Origin of the sequence: Pseudomonas batumici, from assembly GCF_036585405.1 — a bacterium.
GTDB lineage: Bacteria > Pseudomonadota > Gammaproteobacteria > Pseudomonadales > Pseudomonadaceae > Aquipseudomonas > Aquipseudomonas batumici.
Genome location: NZ_CP144470.1, coordinates 5730565 through 5748471 on the forward strand (window position 1 = coordinate 5730565; position 17907 = coordinate 5748471).

General features: G+C 61.5%; 15 protein-coding genes. 7 read left to right on the plus strand and 8 right to left on the minus strand.

Annotation, left to right across the window (positions count from 1 at the left end; translation table 11 throughout):
- The first annotated feature begins 1 nt into the window (after window position 1).
- The 6 genes from NUH87_RS26185 (at window position 2) to NUH87_RS26210 (ending at window position 6897) form a co-directional block, all read left to right on the plus strand.
- Complete coding sequence (locus NUH87_RS26185; RefSeq protein ID WP_338523265.1) at window positions 2-1327, plus strand: AAA family ATPase; 1326 nt, start codon at window positions 2-4, stop codon at window positions 1325-1327.
- A 15-nt stretch (window positions 1328-1342) separates the two neighbouring features.
- The gene (gene cpaB, locus NUH87_RS26190; protein WP_338523266.1) at window positions 1343-2149 is read left to right on the plus strand and encodes a Flp pilus assembly protein CpaB; all 807 of its coding nucleotides are present in this window, start codon (window positions 1343-1345) and stop codon (window positions 2147-2149) included.
- Between the two features lie 100 nt (window positions 2150-2249).
- Window positions 2250-3470, plus strand: coding sequence for an AAA family ATPase (locus tag NUH87_RS26195; protein ID WP_338523267.1), 1221 nt, complete (start codon window positions 2250-2252; stop codon window positions 3468-3470).
- Window positions 3471-3473: 3 nt separating this feature from the next.
- The gene (locus NUH87_RS26200) at window positions 3474-4916 is read left to right on the plus strand and encodes a CpaF family protein (protein WP_338523268.1); all 1443 of its coding nucleotides are present in this window, start codon (window positions 3474-3476) and stop codon (window positions 4914-4916) included.
- Window positions 4913-5899 (plus strand): type II secretion system F family protein, encoded by a 987-nt coding sequence (locus tag NUH87_RS26205; protein ID WP_338523269.1) that lies wholly within the window; start codon window positions 4913-4915, stop codon window positions 5897-5899. The genes NUH87_RS26200 and NUH87_RS26205 overlap by 4 nt, the downstream gene beginning before the upstream one ends.
- A 29-nt stretch (window positions 5900-5928) precedes the next feature.
- On the plus strand, window positions 5929-6897 hold the full coding sequence (locus tag NUH87_RS26210; protein WP_338523270.1) for a type II secretion system F family protein: 969 nt from the start codon (window positions 5929-5931) through the stop codon (window positions 6895-6897).
- Window positions 6898-6927: 30 nt separating this feature from the next.
- On the opposite strand, the gene NUH87_RS26215 is transcribed toward NUH87_RS26210, so the two are convergent.
- The 7 genes from NUH87_RS26215 to NUH87_RS26245 all read right to left on the minus strand — a co-directional run bounded on the left by NUH87_RS26215 (window position 6928) and on the right by NUH87_RS26245 (window position 15751).
- Complete coding sequence (locus tag NUH87_RS26215; protein WP_338523271.1) at window positions 6928-7194, minus strand: DUF3613 domain-containing protein; 267 nt, start codon at window positions 7192-7194, stop codon at window positions 6928-6930.
- Window positions 7195-7212: 18 nt separating this feature from the next.
- Window positions 7213-7923, minus strand: coding sequence for a tetratricopeptide repeat protein (locus tag NUH87_RS26220; RefSeq protein ID WP_338523272.1), 711 nt, complete (start codon window positions 7921-7923; stop codon window positions 7213-7215).
- A 28-nt stretch (window positions 7924-7951) separates the two neighbouring features.
- A complete protein-coding gene (locus NUH87_RS26225) occupies window positions 7952-9193 on the minus strand; it encodes a type II and III secretion system protein family protein (RefSeq protein WP_338523273.1) in 1242 nt (413 codons plus the stop codon).
- A 324-nt stretch (window positions 9194-9517) separates the two neighbouring features.
- Window positions 9518-10459 carry a diguanylate cyclase domain-containing protein gene (locus NUH87_RS26230; RefSeq protein WP_338523274.1) on the minus strand — a complete coding sequence of 314 codons (942 nt, stop codon included), beginning with the start codon at window positions 10457-10459 and terminating at the stop codon, window positions 9518-9520.
- Window positions 10460-10461: 2 nt separating this feature from the next.
- Complete coding sequence (locus NUH87_RS26235) at window positions 10462-14097, minus strand: response regulator (RefSeq protein WP_338523275.1); 3636 nt, start codon at window positions 14095-14097, stop codon at window positions 10462-10464.
- A gap of 102 nt (window positions 14098-14199) precedes the next feature.
- Window positions 14200-15171 carry an alpha/beta hydrolase gene (locus tag NUH87_RS26240; protein ID WP_338523276.1) on the minus strand — a complete coding sequence of 324 codons (972 nt, stop codon included), beginning with the start codon at window positions 15169-15171 and terminating at the stop codon, window positions 14200-14202.
- 280 nt (window positions 15172-15451) lie between these two features.
- Entirely contained in the window at window positions 15452-15751 is a 300-nt protein-coding gene (locus NUH87_RS26245; RefSeq protein WP_040065694.1) for a DUF6388 family protein, read from the minus strand.
- Between the two features lie 158 nt (window positions 15752-15909).
- Here NUH87_RS26245 and NUH87_RS26250 point away from each other — a divergent pair, with 158 nt between their 5' ends.
- Complete coding sequence (locus NUH87_RS26250) at window positions 15910-16611, plus strand: HAD-IA family hydrolase (RefSeq protein ID WP_338523277.1); 702 nt, start codon at window positions 15910-15912, stop codon at window positions 16609-16611.
- 24 nt (window positions 16612-16635) lie between these two features.
- Here the strand turns inward: NUH87_RS26250 and NUH87_RS26255 are convergent, their stop codons facing one another.
- Complete coding sequence (locus NUH87_RS26255) at window positions 16636-17874, minus strand: MFS transporter (protein ID WP_338523278.1); 1239 nt, start codon at window positions 17872-17874, stop codon at window positions 16636-16638.
- Between the last annotated feature and the right edge of the window lie 33 nt (window positions 17875-17907).

Genomic DNA, 17907 nt, shown 5'->3' on the forward strand with positions numbered 1-17907 from the left:
CATGCACGTCGTCGAGAGTGATGCCTACCACAGTGAGCGAGCAGCGGTGCAGCGACTGGCTCCCCAGCCATGCACGATCAGCGAGACGGGTCTGACGGACAGTTTTCTCGGCGAGTTGGTGTGCAAGCATTTGTACGACGCTGGCGTGTTGGACATGCCGCGGCTGGTGGAGCGCCTGGCCCTGACCGGTGCCGTCATGGAAGAGGTCCTGGCGTTTCTACGCAAGGATGGCCGCATCGAGGTGCTGGGTCAGGTGGGCGCGCAAGCGGGCGGGCAATCGCTGCGCTATGGCCTGACCGAACGCGGTCGCGGTGCCGCCCGCGATGCCCTGTCGCGCAGCGGCTATATCGGCGCGGCACCGTTTCCGGTGAGCGCCTACCGTTCCCTGCTCAAGATACAGACCATTCACCATGGGCACATCGGCGCCCACGATATGCGCACGGCGCTGAACGGCGTGGTGCTCACCGAGGAGATGCTCGATCAACTGGGCGTGGCGCTGAACTCCGGGCGCGCGATCATGATCTATGGCCCTGCCGGTACCGGCAAGACCTATGTCAGCAGTCGCTTGATCCGCCTGTTTGCCGAGGCCATCTGGGTGCCCCATGCCATCGTGATCAATGAGTCGGTGATCGAGATCTATGACCCGCAGGTGCATCAGCGCCTGGACGACAGTCAACAGAACAATCTGCTGCTCAACGAAGGGATCGATCGTCGCCTGCTGTGCTGCAAACGCCCCATTGTCATCACCGGCGGCGAGTTGAGCATGGAGCAACTGGACGTGCGTTATGACCCCTTCACCCGTCAGTACCAGGCTGCCTTGCAGCTCAAGGCCAGCAATGGCCTGTTCATCATCGACGACATGGGCCGCCAGCGCATGGCGCCCGCCGAGCTGTTGAATCGCTGGATCGTCCCGATGGAAGAGAAACGCGATTTCCTCAACCTGGGAGGCGGGCGACATTGCGAGCTGCCATTCGACCTGATCCTGGTGTTTTCCACCAACCTCAATCCCCTGGAGCTGGCCGATGAGGCCTTCCTGCGGCGGATTGGCTACAAGCTGCAATTCGGTTACCTGAAGCCCGATGAGTACGAACGGATCTGGCAACAGGAGTCCGAGCGCCTGGGCATTCGTCATGACCCGCTGCTGGTGCGCTATGCGCTGCAGAAACTTTACGCCGTTGAAGGCATGCCCCTGGTGCCTTGCCATCCCCGCGACCTGCTGAACATGGCGCTCGACCGCCAGCGTTACCAGGGCGGTTGCGGGCCACTGTCGCCGCAGGAACTGGAATGGGCCTGGCACAACTACTTCGTCCAGCTCGACTTCCTTTGAGTAGGAGATACAGATATGAGCTCTCGTACTGCAACCCTGATTGGTATTTCCCTGGTCATGGGCCTGGGGGCCGCATTGATGGCCAACTCCTGGCTGAGCGCACGGCTCAATGCCAGCCCGGATGATCACCTTCGAAGCGTGGTCGTCGCCACGGTCGAGATTCCTTTCGGGCAGATGGTCGAGGCCCCGCAGGTCACGACCGTACGCATGCCCATGGATACGATCCCGGACGATGCCTTCACTTCCAGCGATCAGGCGGTGGGCAAGATCGCCACGTTCGACATCCTGCGCGGTGACATCGTACGCGGTGCACGACTGAGCGAGCACCTGGGCGGCAGCACCCTGGCCTCGCTGATCTCGCCGGACAAACGGGCCATTTCGGTACGGGTGGACGATGTGGTCGGCGTGGGCGGGTTCCTGCTGCCGGGGAATCGGGTCGATGTGCTGGCGACCAAACACACCGATGGCGCCGGCAACAATGCCGTGTCCAGGACCATCCTCGAGAACTTGCGCGTGTTGGCGGTGGATCAGACCGCGGGTACCGACAAGACCCAACCGGTGGTGGTGCGTGCCGTAACGTTGGAGATGACTGCCGCCGAGGCGGAAAGCCTGGTCACGGCGCAGACGGAAGGGAAGTTGCAACTGGCTCTGCGCAACCCGCTGACCGTCGAGAAAAAGCCGGCGGCCGTCGCGCCTGCCCCGCAGGCCATCGCAATGGTCACCGAAACAGCGCCAAGACGCGTGGTGCACCGTAGCAGCGGTGGCGGTGGGGCTATCACCGTTATTCGTGGTATCGAAGCCCATGTCGTCAATGTGCGCTGACAGGGTGTAGTGGGTGCCTGGGCACCTGGGCAGTAGCGGAGTCGATCCGGGTCCGCATCGAAGCCCTTTGGCATCATTCCGAATCAGCGGAGGTCACGCCATGCTGAACTTAAAGGAAGCTCCGTTAACCCTCACGACCGGTAAACCCGGGCTGCGATTGCTGATCAGCAGCCGCGATGCCACGGCATTGCGTAATCTGCAAGGCGTTTGCCAGCGTGTCCCTGGCCTGGAAGTGAGCACTCGCCTGGTGAGTAATGGACACGTCGACCCGCTCTATGGTCTGGAGCGGATGCCCGATCTGTTGTTGGTGCGCGTCAGCCACCTGTGGCGCGAGGAGCTGGCGGCACTGTCGCAGCGCCCGGCCCATGAACGTCCGCCGCTGTTGGTGTGCGGTCTGCCGGGTGACCAGGATGGCATGCGGCTGGCGATGCAGGCCGGCGCGCGTGACGTGCTGCCGGAGCCGATCGCCGAGACGGAGTTGGTGGCCGCCTTGAGTCGCCTGGTCATGGAGGTCCGGGTCAGCGGTGGGGCGCAAGGCAAGCTGATCGCCGTGATCAGCGCCAAGGGCGGCTCCGGCGGTACCTTGCTGGCCTGCAACCTGGCGCACCAGCTCAGCGTCAAGGGCGGCAATACCCTGTTGCTGGATATGGACCTGCAATTTGGCAGCGTGACGCATTACCTGGATGTGACACAGTCCCACAGCCATCTGGAGGTGTTGCAGCAGGTCGAGGACATGGACGGTGTAGCGTTACGCGGCTTTTGCAGCCACTTCAGCCCGACCTTGCATGTGCTGGGTGGCCGGGCCGGTGAACTGTGCCTGCCGCAGGATGCGCAACCGGAACAACTCGATACCTTGTTGCAGTTGGCCCGCTCAAGCTATGACTGGACGGTGGTCGACCTGCCGCGGCAAATCGACCACCTCACCGGCTCCGTGCTGGAACAGGTGGATCGGGTCTACGTCGTGGTGCAGCAGAGCGTCAGCCATCTTCGGGATGCCAGCTGCCTGATGCGGATTCTTCGCGAAGACCTGGGCGTGCGCGGGGATCAATTGCAGGTGGTGGTCAATCGCTATGACAAGGCGGCAGCGATCAGTCTCAAGGATATCGGCGAGGCGCTGCGCTGCGTGAATCTGTTGAAACTGCCCAACGATTTCAACCTGGTCAGCCAGAGCCAGAACTCCGGCGTGCCGTTGGGAGTGCAAGCACCGCGGGCTTCGATCACCGTCGCCGTGCGCGAGATGACCGAGCAGTTGGCCGGTCAGCAGATGGCCGGGAACAAAGGCTTGCTCAAACGCGCCTTCAACCGTTTTTTCAGGGGATGAGCCATGATCAGCGACTTTCGTAACCGCTTGCGCAAACAGTCCGGCAAACCCTCCGTAGCGTTGGTGGGGCAGCAGGGCGACGACCTGCTGGATCCCGCCGAGGAATTGATGGCGTGGGAGCGTGCAGCGCCGGACGTTCTTTACGAGACCAAGAGCCAGGTCACCCCGGTGGAGGCCGAGTGGCGGGAAAAGATCTATCAGCAATTGCTTAAAGTCATGGACCTGTCCTTGCTCGACTCGCTCGAGCAGGCCGAGGCCACCCGGCAGATTCGTGAGATCTGCCAGCGTCTGCTGGAGGAGCATTCGGCACCCGTCAGTACGGTCAGCCGCCAGTTGATCATCAAGCAGATCACCGACGAGGTGCTCGGCCTTGGCCCGCTGGAACCGTTACTGGCCGATCACAGCGTGTCCGATATCCTGGTCAACGGCCATGCCTCGGTCTATGTCGAGCGCTTCGGCAAGTTGCAGAGGACCGATGTGCGCTTTCGCGATGATCAGCATTTGCTGAACATCATCGACCGTATCGTTTCCAGCCTGGGGCGGCGCATCGATGAGTCCTCGCCGTTGGTGGATGCCCGGCTCAAGGACGGTTCGCGGGTCAACGCGATCATCCCACCGCTGGCCATAGACGGACCGAGCCTGTCGATCCGCCGCTTTGCCGTGGACCTGCTCAACACCGACAGCCTGATCCAGGTGGGGACCCTGACCCCGGCCATTGCCCTGTTGCTCAAGGCGATCGTTCGTGGGCGTTTGAATGTACTGGTCTCCGGCGGCACCGGCAGCGGCAAGACCACCCTGCTCAATGTGCTGTCCAGCTTCATTCCGCAGAACGAGCGGATCGTCACCATTGAGGACTCGGCCGAACTGCAACTGCAGCAGCCCCATGTGGTGCGTCTGGAAACCCGGCCTTCGAACATCGAGGGGCGTGGCGAGGTGAGCCAGCGCGAATTGGTGCGCAACAGCCTGCGGATGCGCCCGGACCGCATTGTCATCGGCGAGGTGCGTGGCGCCGAGGCGCTGGACATGCTGACGGCCATGAACACCGGCCACGACGGCTCGTTGACCACGATCCACGCCAATACCGCCCGCGATGCCTTGGGGCGGATCGAGAACATGGTCTCAATGACCGGTGTCACGTTCCCGATCAAGGCCATGCGTCAGCAGATCGCTTCGGCCATTGGTGTGGTGATCCAGCTGGAGCGTCAGGAGGATGGCAAGCGGCGCCTGGTCAGCGTGCAGGAGATCAACGGCATGGAGGGCGAGATCATCACCATGAGCGAGATTTTTTCGTTTGCCCGCAGTGGCATGGGCGAACACGGCGAAGTCCTCGGTGATTATCGGCCCAGCGGCATGATTCCGGCCTTTCGCGATGTGCTGGCCAAGCGTGGCATCGAGTTGCCGCTCTCCCTGTTCAGGCCTGAATGGATGGAGGGACGGCAGTCATGAGCCCTGTATCCGGTGAATTCATCCTGATCTTTCTCGGTATGGTGTTTATCGCGGTCTTCCTCCTGGCCCAGGGGGTGACGGTGCCGGTGTTCGGTGAGGCGGGCAAGATGCGCAAGCGCATTCGCGGTCGTCTGCACGTGCTGGAGAAGGCCAACAATCTGCCGAACATGCAGACCGTGTTGCGGCAGAAATACCTGACACGCCTGTCGCCATTGGAGGCCAGACTCGAGCAGCTGCCATTCATGGCGAATCTGACCCAGCTGATCGAGCAGGCCGGACATGAATATCGGGCCTATCGGGTGCTGTTCCTTGGGATCGCCCTGGGGGTAGGGGGCGGAACCCTGGCCTGGTTGCTGTCGTCACCCTGGTGGATGGCGCTGGCAGTGGGTTTTGTCGTGGCCTGGCTGCCGTTGTTGAAAATCCTCTATGACCGTAACAAACGCTTTGCGGCGTTCGAAGAGGGCTTGCCGGATGCCCTGGACGCGATGTGCCGGGCGTTGCGCGCCGGGCATCCGTTCAACGAAACCCTGCGCCTGGTATCCGAAGAGCACAAGGGGCCGGTGGCGCATGAGTTTGGCCTGACCTTCGCCGATATCAACTATGGCAATGATGTCCGCCGGGCCATGCTCGGTCTGCTGGAGCGCATGCCGAGCATGACGGTGATGATGCTGGTGACGTCGATCCTTATCCATCGCGAGACCGGCGGTAATCTGACGGAGGTGCTGGAGCGTTTGAGTCGGCTGATCCGCGGGCGTTTCCGCTTTCAGCGCAAGGTCAAGACCTTGTCGGCGGAAGGCCGCATGTCGGCTTGGGTGCTGGTGTCCATTCCTTTTGTACTGGCGGCGGTGATCCTGGTCACGACCCCCAGCTATCTGCCGGTACTGACCAATGATCCGCTCGGCCACAAGCTGATCGTCGGGGCGTTCTGCGCCATGTTGGTCGGGATTTTCTGGATACGCAAAATCATCCGGATTCAGGTTTAAGCGGTTTTCGCTACGCGGAGGTACAGGTCATGGACTATTTACTCGGGTTGTTCAGTCGGGTGACGAGCAATGAGGCGCTGGCCCGCCTGTTATTCGTCAGTGCGATCGGTTTGAGTACGGTGCTGGCGGTGGTCACCCTCATGTTACTGTTGCTGGGGCTCCAGGATCCGATGCGGCGTCGTCTTGCGCTGATCAAGCGGGGGCATTTCGGGAACGCAGCGGGAGCGGATGCGCCGGGTAATCTGCAACTGTTGCTGGAGCGGGTCGGCCAGCGTTTTGGCTTGACCGAAGCCGCCAAGACGTCCGTCACCCAACTGCTGTTGATACACGCGGGGTACCGCTCGTCTTCGGCGGTGCAGATTTATTGGGCGGTGCGCTTGCTGCTTCCGCTGATATTGATCGGCCTTGCGCTGCTGGTGTTGCCACTGATTCCCGGGCTTTCGCTGATCCCGGGCATGCTGCTGCTGATCCTGGTGGCGGGTATCGGCTGGTTGGTGCCAGGGCTGTATGTCAGCAAGCGCAAGCAGATGCGACAAGTCCGGCTGCGGGCTGCCTTTCCGGATGCCCTGGACCTGATGGTGGTGTGCGTGGAGTCGGGCCTGGCCTTGCCGACGACCATCGAGCGGGTGGCTGAAGAGATGTCGGTCAGCCAGGTCGAGCTGGCTGAGGAACTGGCACTGGTCAATGCGCAGATCCGTGCCGGCATCACCAGTACCGAGGCGCTGAAACAACTGGCCGTGCGCACCGGGCTGGAAGACGTACGAGGGTTGGTAAGCCTGTTGGGGCAGAGTATCCGCTTCGGCACCAGCGTGGCCGATACCCTACGCATCTATGCCGATGAGTTCCGTGACCGGCGTACCCAGGCCGCCGAGGAAATGGGCGCGAAAATCGGCACCAAGCTGATATTCCCACTGATTTTCTGTCTGTGGCCGAGCTTCTTCCTGATCGCGATCGGACCGGCCATGATCGGGGTGCTCAAGGTATTCGGCAATCCATGAGCGCCGCGCGAGTCGCAGCGCTGGGGTGTCTCATTTGCTGCTCATGTTTCCCGAGGCCTTTTGATCAAAGTGTTCAGGAATCGGGTAGGTGAAGCTGTTCAGCCAACGCTGCATCGCCAGATCACGTTCGGTGGCCGAAACGGTTTGCAGTTTAGGGGAGGCGACCACGCCGCGAATCTGCAGTTGCAGCCACTGTTCGGTGCCTTGTTGCGGCACCGAAGAGGGGCCCGGCTCAATAGCCCAGGCGGTCGTGGACAGGCAAGCCATGGACACTATCAACAGCCTCTTGGTATTCATCTCGATTCCTCGTCTTTTCTACTTGATCGCACTGGCCGAGGCACTGACGGCCTCAGTCATGCGACTCCCTTCGGAAACCGCCACTTTTTTTGCGGAGGCCTTGAGTCTTTCCGCGCGGGCTTGCGCGTCGGTGACCTGCCGGGGGCTCAAGTGGGCGCGGCTCGCCAGTTCCGCAGCCTGCTTCCAGTTATCCTGATAGATCAGCAGCGTCACCATATTGAGTGCCGCCAGTGAATCCGACTGCTTGAGCTCCATGGCGGTCAGAAACTGGAAGCGTGCGTCATCGGGCCGCCGCTGGTTGAGGTAGACGACGCCCAGGTCATTGCGGATTTTTTCATCGGTAGGGGCCATCCTCACCGCACGCTCAAGGTGATCCAGGGCGGCCGCATTGTCATTCCTGGCCGCGGCCAACTGGCCCAGGCCATGTTCGCCTTCAGCGGCCAGACACGTGCCGAGCAGGCCCTGATACAAGGGTTCGGCGTCGTTACGACCCAGCAGGCGCAGTATTCGCGCCTTGCGCAGGCGAACCTGGACCAGGTCGCCAGGCAACCCTTCCAGATTCGCCAGGCTGGCATACAAACGACCATCGTTGATCATGTCGTCAGCCAGGTTCAGGCTCAACTGCTGATCCGAACTGGGCGTCGCGCAGCTACTCGGTCGCGAAGACAGGCCATTGCTGGCACAACCTGCGAGCATCATGGTCGCCGCTATTGCTATGACCGCTTTCATCGAGTGTCCTCTGGGTTCAGGCTCGGGCTTATTGCGAGAGGCCCATGCGATTGTCGAAGTCGCCGTTGTCGAGGAAGTACATGCGGTAGAAATTCGGGTCGTAGTTGCGCAGCTGCTCACCCGGCAATGAGGGGAGTTGTGCGTTGGTTGCCAGCGGTTGAACCAGGTGCGGGGTGACGATCATCAGCAGTTCGCGCTCTTCACGGTTGATGGTGTTATTGCGGAAGAAGGCGCCGAGAACCGGGATATCGCCCAACCCCGGAAACTTGTTCACCTGGGAGTTGTTGCGGGTGCTGATCAGGCCGCTGATGACGAAGCTTTCGCCATCGGCCAGGGAAATGCTGGTGTCGGTGCGGCGCACGGTTAGCGCCGGGACGATGGTGCCGGCAATCTGCACGGCGTTGGTGAAGTCCAGCTCGCTGACCTCGGGGGCCACCTTCAGGGCAATGCGATTTTTCTCGATGATGGTCGGGGTCAGTGTCAGGCGGACACCGAACTCCTTGTACTCGATGGAGAAGCTGTTGCTGGACGAACTGGGTACCGGAATCGGCACTTCACCACCGGCCAGGAAGCTTGCGCTCTGCCCGCTGAGGGCTACCAGGCTCGGCCGTGCCAAGGTGTAGGCAAAGCCACTGCCTTCCAGGGCATTGATCATCCCCAGCACATTGCCACCGCCAAAGCCGATATTGAACGTGCCGTTATTGAGCGGGACGTTTGGCGCCAGACTGCCAATGTGCCCCGGGGTCACTGTCACCCCAGGCACGGTGCCCGGCGAGCCGAACAGAAAATTGCCGCTTTTGCCGAAGATCGACGTACTGGCCTCTTTCAATTTGGTGCGGCTGACTTCGACGAAGCGAATATCGGTCTGCACCTGGCTCGGTAGCAGAGGGTCTTCGGAAGGTCCCGTCGACACGTTGGTCAGCGCTGCGGTGGCCTTGCCCTTGACGAACACCATGCTTTGGCGCGGCAACGGCGAACAGCCGGTCCAGACCATCAGGCTGGTGGCCCCAGGAGCGATACCGGTGAGGATGAAGGCGCTGCCGCTGCTGGTTTGCACGTCGGCGACTTTCGGGTCGCCCACGGCCAGTTTGGTAATCGGAACGGGCATGCGCAGTTCATCCTGAAGTCCCTGGCCGACCTCGAATACGCTGGGCAGACTGGCTAATTGCGAGCAATTGGCCGGCGCGGCCTGAGCCGCCTCCATGCCAAGGCCCATCCACAACAGGCCATGAATAACGGTTTTGAGAGCGGGTACGGTACGATCGTTCATATAAGTGCATCCTCGCCGAACAGGCTGTCTGTGGGCTAACCGGGTCGTTCCAGGCCGGCCCTCCACACTAACCACTAATGGTTCCAGCAAAATTCCTTGGTACCGCGCACAATCAAGTGCCAGACGCTGGTCTGACGGATCCGCTATTTAATCGCGGAGCAACAGGTGGATAACTCAAGCCGCTATGGCTCGCTCTGTGTTAGAAGGTAGTTCAATCAAGGCAAAGCGCCATGCAAAAAACAAATGCCCCGACTTGTCGGGGCATTTGTTTTTCTGAAACAGGGTTACCGAAGGAATGTTCGACGCTGGATCGTCGATCGGCCATCACTCCTCTCTGTCGGCACAAACCCGGGCCCGCCCGGTACGCTTGGCTTCATACAGTTGTCTGTCCGCGGCCGCCAACAGTGCTTCGGGACTGCTACTGAGGGTGGGTAGCAGTGTCGCGACACCCAGGGAGGTGGTGACCACGCGATCAACGTCCGATCCGAGATGCTCGATACCCAAGGCCCTAATACGCCCCAGCATGGCCTCGGCCATCCCGACCGCGCCTTCCAGTTCGGTTTTCGGCAAGATGCAGGCGAACTCCTCGCCGCCATACCTCGCCACCTTGTCATAGGGGCGTCTGAGCGAGTCGGAAAGTGCCTTGGCGACACGCTTCAGGCAACTGTCGCCACTCTGGTGGCCATAGCGGTCGTTGTAACGCTTGAAGTAATCGATATCCAGCAAAATGAGCGACATGGGCATCTTGTCGCGCAGGCATTGACGCCAACTGCTGAGCAAATCCTCGTCGAACCTGCGGCGATTGCCCACGCCGGTCAAACCATCCAGAAAGGCATTGGCCCGCAACAGGTCGCCCTGCAACTTCAGGGTCAGGTGCGTTTGGACCCGGGCCCGCACGATAATGGCGTTGATGGGTTTTATGATGAAGTCGACCGCCCCGAGCCCCAGCGCAATGACCTCATCCGCGACCTGGCTCTGCGCGGTAATGAAGATGATCGGTATCGTGCTCGTCAAGGGATCGGCCTTGAGTCGGCGGCACACTTCATGGCCATCGATATCGTCCATCACCACGTCGAGCAGAACCAGGTCCGGCAATTCGTCCTGGCAAATCTTCAGCGTCTGCGTGCCGTTGGTTGCCATGAACACGTCGCACTGTTCGGAAAACAGCTCGTACAGCACCCGGATATTCGCCGGCTGGTCGTCCGCAATCAGGATCTTGGGGCGTCGGTTGGTATGCAGTAACCAATCTTCGAGAATTTGCTCCACGGCTAGGGTTGCTCCAGCATATCGCGCGCACTCAGTGCTGCGGCCGTAAAATCCAATGCCCTGACCTGGTTGAGGAACGGATTGAATCGAACAAGTCGTTCCTCAGGGGTTTGGGCAAGCAATGTTTCTGCTGCCGCAATGGCTTGCAGGTTCGAAGCGTTCAGCAGCATCAATACTTCGTTCAAATGGTGTTGCCATTCGGCCAAGGGCAAAGCGTCTACAGCGGGCGCAACGGGGCCCGCGGGCTCAGCGAACGCACTCGTCAATTGCTCGATGCTGACCTGCAGCAAGTGTCGCAATTCAGATGTGCATCCACTGGACAGAGAAGTTGCCGGGGTCGACGCGTCGCCACCCTTCAGCGCCTGTTCAAGCTGGCCGGCTCTTCTTGAAAGCGCGAGGGCACCCAGGGTGGCGGCACTGCCCTTGATGGTATGCAACACACTGGCGGCGCCCGCAACGTTTTTCTTGGCTATTTGCTCGGCCAGACTGTCGAGTTGTTTCTCCGTATCGGCAGCAAAGATCTTCAGTGCACTGCGTATCACACCCAGATTTCCGTCCAGCCGCTCGACCATCGAAGCGCGCGCTTCAATGAGCCCGTCCTGTGCATGGACCGGAGGACTGGCAATCAGGACCGGGGAGGGGTGTCCGTCGATTTGTGCCCGCAGCACCGAAACCAGATACTCGACGTCGATCGGTTTGCCTACATGTGCGTTCATCCCCGCGTGCAAACAGGCCTGTCGATCTGCCTCGGACGCATTGGCGGTAATCGCAATGATGGGCAGCGTGGTAAAGCGTGGGTTGGCGCGAATTCTCCGGGTCGCTTCGTAGCCATCGATGTCCGGCATCTGGACATCCATCAGCACGGCATCGAAGGACTTGCTCCCCGTTGTCACGCATTTGACCCCCTCGAAACCGCCTTCGGCCAATTGAACCGAGGCTCCCTCCGATCTCAGCAGTTCCTCGATGACCTGGCGGTTCAAGGCGTTGTCTTCGACCACCAGCAAGCTGAGCCCCTTGAGGCGCCCCGAGGGCTTGTGCTTGAGCGCCGGAACCTCGGGCGCAAGGGGAGGGCCTTGCAGCGCACGTAAAATGACCTCACTCAGCTGTCTCGGCGTAACGGGTTTGGTAATGAACTCGGCGAAAGGCGCATCGCCCTGATCATGGCTCTCGGCCAATATTTCGCGCCCGTAGGCCGTGATCATGATGACGACGGGGGGCGGTATCCGTCCTTTCATGCCGCGAATCAACTTGGCCGCGTTCATGCCGTTCAAGTCCGGCATTCGCCAATCCATCAGGACCACGTCATAGCGTTCTCCCGCATGGATGGCTTCGCTTATCCTGCTCACGGCGTCGAGGCCGGAAGACATGAAGTCGGCCTGCCAGCCCAGTGCGGCCACCGTTCGCATCAGCAATTCGGCGGCAATCGGGTTGTCGTCGACCACCAGCAGACGCATCGATCGATCCGCGTGGAGAGGGGAGGGCCTGGTGGTGGCACGCGTGTCCACATCCAGCCAGACATCGAACCAGAAACGGCTGCCCACACCCGGACGGCTCTGCAGTTGCAGATCCCCGCCCATCAGGCTGACCAGGCGCTTGCAGATGACCAGGCCCAGACCCGAGCCGCCGAAGCGACGTGAGGTCGAAGCTTCGGCCTGATTGAAGCCTTCGAAGATATGCTCTGCGTGCTCGGCGCTGATCCCGATGCCACTGTCCGTGACGGCAACCCGCACGTGAACCTTGGAGTCGGTACGTTCCAGCAGTTCAAGACCGACGATGACCTGCCCTTTCAAGGTGAACTTGAGGGCGTTGCCGGCGAGATTGATCAAGACCTGCTGCAAGCGCAGTCTGTCGCCAATCAGCCCACTGGGAAGGGCGGGATCGAGATCGAACAGCACTTCGATATCCTTCTTGCCCTGATTGCCGGCCAATACCACGCCGAGGTCCTGCATCAAGGGTTCGAAGTCGAACGGATGGCGATCCAGCTGGAGCTTGCCAGCCTCGATCTTCGAATAGTCGAGAATGTCGTTGAGCAGGCCCAGCAGCGATTGGGCGGCCGTCTGGGCCTTGCTCACGTAGTCACGTTGACGCAGATTCAGCGGCGTGAACTGCACCAGATGCAGCATGCCGAGTACCGCGTTCATGGGGGTGCGGATTTCATGGCTCATGTTCGCCAGGAAGGCTGACTTGGCCGCATTCGCCGAGTCGGCCTGCTCTTTGGCATCGCGCAGGCTCACTTCCATCTCGTGCTGAGCCGTCACGTCATGATTGATGCCCGTCATGAGGACCGGATTGCCGCTTGCATCACGTTCGACCCGCACTCGCGTTTCGATGTGGCGGATGCGCCCGTCGGGAAGCACGACCCGGTAGGAGGGCAGGCGCTTTTCGCGATCATCGATCACGGCGCCGAGCGCCGTCATGACGCAATCGATGTCATCCGCATGCATCCGCGAGCGCCAATGCTCGAAGTTCAGGTCATTATCGAGCAACTCCGGTGAGTAGTCATAGATCTCGAACATGCGATCATTCCAATGCAACTTCCCGTCGCAAAGGCTCCACGACCAGATGCCAAGCTCGGCGATATCGGCAGCCAACAGGAGATGGTCACGGGTCGCGGCAAGATCGCTGCGCTGTTTCTTCTGCTCCTCCAGGATCGCCCGCGTGGTTTCCAGGCTCGCGGCAAGCTCTTTTTCCGTTGCGCTTTGCAGGGCCACCTGGCGAATCAGGCGCAGGCCGAAAACCACCAGCACGCACACCAGCAAGCCGACACCGGCGGCATGCCACAGCGTATCCGACCACCAGGAGGCGAGGTTTTCGTCCGTCGAGAGTGCTGCCGCGACGAACAGCGGATAGTCATTCAGGCTGCGGAAACTATTCAGGCGAACCACGCCGTCCTGGGACGAGGCCGTGGAAAAGGTACCGCCCGCCGGCTGCAAGCCGTGCTCCTGGAAAAGCCGGGTGCCGGTGATGTCTATGCCGATGGTGCGTTCTTCGAATGGGCGCCGGACGGCCATGACGCCTGAGTCAAAAGCCAAGGCTACGGCGCCTTTTTGGCCGATCTCCAGGCGATTGTAAAACTGCGAGAAAAAATCGATATCGATAGTGGCAGAGGCGATACCGGCAAAGCTGCCGTCTGGATTGTCAATGCGCCGCGACACCGGAATGACCCAGTTTCCAGTGGAGCGACTGCGCAGCGGCGTCCATACACGCACGCTTCGATCGGGGTGATCTCGATGAAAGACGAAATATTCACGATCGGAGTTGTTATAGCTGCGCAAAGGCCCAGGTAATGAACTGGTGAGCATCACGCCATCGCGGTCGAGCAAGAAGAGGCCATCCAGTTGCACGAGCTCGAGGCGCCGCGCGACGAAGAGCTGGTGCAAGCGCTCCAGTGCAGGCGGGGCGGTACCGTCGCGTTCGACGCGTTCGACGATCCCGCTCAGTACAAGGTCGGCTTCCTTGATCGTGTCGTCGGCGTGTTGTGACATTGCGCGGGCAAGATTCGCGGTGGCGGTGGTCACCTCGTTCAGTTGCACCGTGCGGGCAGTAAAACTGCGCCAGATATCGGAGCCGACGAGCACCGCGCACATGATGAAGATCAACAGCGTCATTCGGGAAGTGAGCGAAAACTTGTATGCCACGTTTGTCTTCCCGAGAGGAGGATCAGCCATTGGTGGCCCAGTCTGTCTCAAACCCGGTAGTGCGGCAACTTGTCCTTCGGGAGAGGTCGCGCTCGGCTTTGCTCAATCCACCGCGTCATCCGGGGACGAGGCATACACCCGTCCAAGAAAGCCGATCATCGCCGCATTCACCGCCTCAGCCTTCTCGCCCTGTATCCAGTGCCCGCAATCCGCGATCAGCTGCTGTTCCAGCTGCGGCACCAGCCCCGGCATGCGCTTGATCGTGTGCGCCTCCAGCACGCCCACCGGGTCGCGGTCGCCGATCAGGAACAAGGTTGGCTGCCGGACCTGCGCTGCGGCCAGAAACTCCGTGCGCTGCCAATTGCGTTCGAAGTTGCGATACCAGTTCAGTGCGCCGCGAAAACCTTTTCCGGCAAAGGTCTGTCGGTACGCTTCGTAGTCCTCGGGCGCGCACCAATCGGGCAACTCGGAGGCGACGTTCACGTCATCGAACAGGCGTGCATCGACCGCCTTGGTTTGCAGGAACACCTCGGTGTCGCCCATGAACGCCCGCAAGGTCCGGTCGATATCCGCGTCCAGTTCCTGCTCGGCCACGCCGGGCTCCTGGAAATAGAGGATGTAGTTGAAGCGGTCGGCATAATGCTCGCGCATCAGTTCGGTCGCCGGGCGCTTGGGCCGTCCGCCAAAGGGCACCGACAAGGTGACCAGCGCCTTGACCCGCTGCGGTTCCAGTAACGCCAGGTGCCAGGCCACCGGTGCGCCCCAGTCATGGCCGACGATGCAGGCTTGCCGGTGCCCGAACGTATCCATGGCTGCCTGGATATCCGCGCAAAGGGTCAGCAGGTCGTAGGCGGCCACCTCGGCGGGCGCACTGCTGCGCCCATAGCCGCGCATCTCCGGGACAAACACCCGGTAACCCGCCTGCACCAACGCCGGAACCTGTTTGCGCCAGGAATGCCAGCACTCCGGAAAACCGTGGAGCAGCCACACCGGTCTGCCGTCGAGCGGACCGGACACGTGCACGCTCAGTTCGATGCCATTGACGGACAGCACCTGTTGTTCGAGTTCGTTCATCGGCCGCGCTCCTTGATCCAGGTACAAGACCCTAGCAAAACGCTGGCGTGCTGCTAATCATCATTCATTGACCGAATGATGGAGCGGGCATCGAGTTTCGTTCGGTTCCGGACGGGCCGGCGACGTCTGTCAAACATGAAAAATGTTTCATGAAGCGCTCGTCACGCGACGTCTATAGTGGATGCGCTCGTTCAAAAGCTTCCCTTGCCCGCCCTCCCGCGGGCTTTTTTTTGCCTGCGAGTTGACGGGGCCGCGCAGGTGCGAGCGCACCGGAAGCGGTTCAGTCTTCGGTAATTTCGTTGAACGAGCAGTACTCGTCCCAATCCATACCCAGGGCCTCGGCCACTTCACGGTGGACTTCCAGGCGCATCGCCTTGAGTTCCTCGGGGGTCTCGGCCACTAGCTGCAGGGTCAGCTCCCAGGGTTCGATCCCGAGGTTCTCGGCTTCGTCCTCGAAGGCCCACTGGAACTGTTGCTGCTGTTCCTTCGGGCTCAGCTCGCGGGTTTCTTCACGCAGGTGGGGATGGGCGTCGAGGAACTTGCCGAGGGCGACCTCGTTTCGGGATTCTTTGGCGATCATGCTGGCGTCTCTGTTGGATGGCCGGACGGCAAGCCGTCGGCGGGCCCGCGGGCCTGGAAAATACTGCGGCCATGCTAGCGACTTCATTCTCGGATGGAAAGAATCGCCCGGCTCTGCGACGCTAGCACGCTTTCAACCCTGTATACGGATCGGATGCGATGACCGCAGCACTCTCCAACCCGGGCCAGGTGAAGGCCGTGATTTTCGATATGGACGGTTTGCTGCTCGACACCGAGGGCATCTACTCCGAAGTGACGCAGATCATCGTCGGTCGCTACGGGCGGACCTTCGGCTGGGATCACAAGCAGAACATCATTGGCCGTGGTGCCGGCGATCTGGCCTGCTACGTGGTCGACGCCATGGCGTTGCCGTTGAGCCCGCAGGAGTTCCTGGCGGCGCGCGAGCCGCTGATGCGCGAGCGTTTTCCCAAGGCCGGTTCCATGTCCGGCGCCGAGGCCCTGGTACGGCATCTGTCGGCCCACGGGATTCCGATTGCGGTGGGCACCAGTTCTTCGCGCAGCGCCTTCGAGTTGAAGACCACCCTGCACCGTGAGTGGTTCGCCTTGTTCGATACCATTGTCACGGCCGATGATCCGGAGGTGGGCGAAGCCAAGCCGGCACCGGATATTTTCCTCTTGGCCGCCAAGCGCCTGGGGGTGGCGGCCGAGGACTGCCTGGTGTTCGAGGACTCGCCGTTCGGCGTGACGGCGGCCAAGGCGGCGGGGATGTATGCGGTGGCGGTGCCCGATCCGGCGATGGCGGCGGAGAAATACCCACATGCGGATCGGATCGTGCCGTCGCTCAAGCATTTCCCGCTGGAGCCGTTGGGGTTGCCGGCGATTGACTGGGCGAGTGTTTGATCGCGGTGCTGCAGAGGCCCCGCTTTATCGTTGACGTCCATCGCGAGCAAGCTCGCTGCTACCAGTAGCCGGCTCCGACAATCCGATCCGGCGCTGTACCACCGCCCAGATCCCCAGCGCCAGGGTCGAAATCACGACCCCGGCGATGACGATGCCGTTCCAGCCATAAGGCCCGTACAACTGGGCGCCCAGCAGAGAGCCCAGCGCGCCGCCGATGAAATAGCAGGTGATATACCCGGCGTTCAGACGGTTGCGCGCCTGCGGCCGGACCTTGAACACGGCGTTCTGGTTGCTGACGTGAATCAACTGCACGGCAAAGTCCAGCACCAGCACGCCGATCAGCAGCGCCACCAGCGAATGCCCGGCAAATCCCAGTGGCAACCACGACAACAGCAAGGCCAGCAGGCCCAGGGTGGTGGCGAATGCGCCCTTGCCGCGATCGGCCATGCGTCCACCCAGGTTCGCCGCCATCGCACCGACGGCGCCGGCCAGGCCGAACAGACCGATGACCCCATCCGAATAGCCATAGGGCGGGCTCGCCAGCAGGAAGGCCAGGGGCGTCCAGAACAACGCGAACAGGCAGAAGGTCAGCAGGCCCAGGGCCGCCCGCAGTCGTAGCACCGGCTCCTCGACGAACAGGCGGAACACCGAACCGAGCAGGGCCGGGTAACTCAGCCCGGCAGGCTGGTGGTGTTCCGGCAGGGCGCGCAGCAGGGCGAAGGCACAGAGGAACATCAGGCCGGCCGCCAGCAGGTAGATGCTGCGCCAGTCGCCCACATCGGACAGCAGGCCCGCCGCCGTACGCGCCAGGAGAATGCCCAGCAGCAAGCCGCTCATCAAGGTGCCGACCACCCGTCCGCGCTGTTCCGGTGCGGTCAGGCTGGCGGCCATGGGCACCAGCACCTGGGCCACCACCGAGAACAGGCCGGCCAGCGCGGTGCCGAACAGCAGCCACGGCAGGCTCGGCGAGAACGCGCTGATCAACAGGCCCAGGGCGCTGAGCAGGGTCATGATGAAAATCAGCCGGCGCTGTTCGAACAGATCCCCCAGCGGCACCAGCAGCAACAGCCCGGCGCCGTAGCTCAACTGGGCGGTGATGACGATGGTGCCGGCGGTACCGGTGTTCAGGCCCAGGTGCTGGGCGATGGTGTGCAGCAGCGGTTGGGCGTAATAGTTGCTGGCCACCGCCAGGCCGGTGGCGATCGCCATCAGCAGGATCAGGGCAGGGCTCAAAGGTTTGTGTGCGGCGTTGGCGTCGGACATTGGCTGTCTCGTTATCGGGAGTCGGTGCGCAGA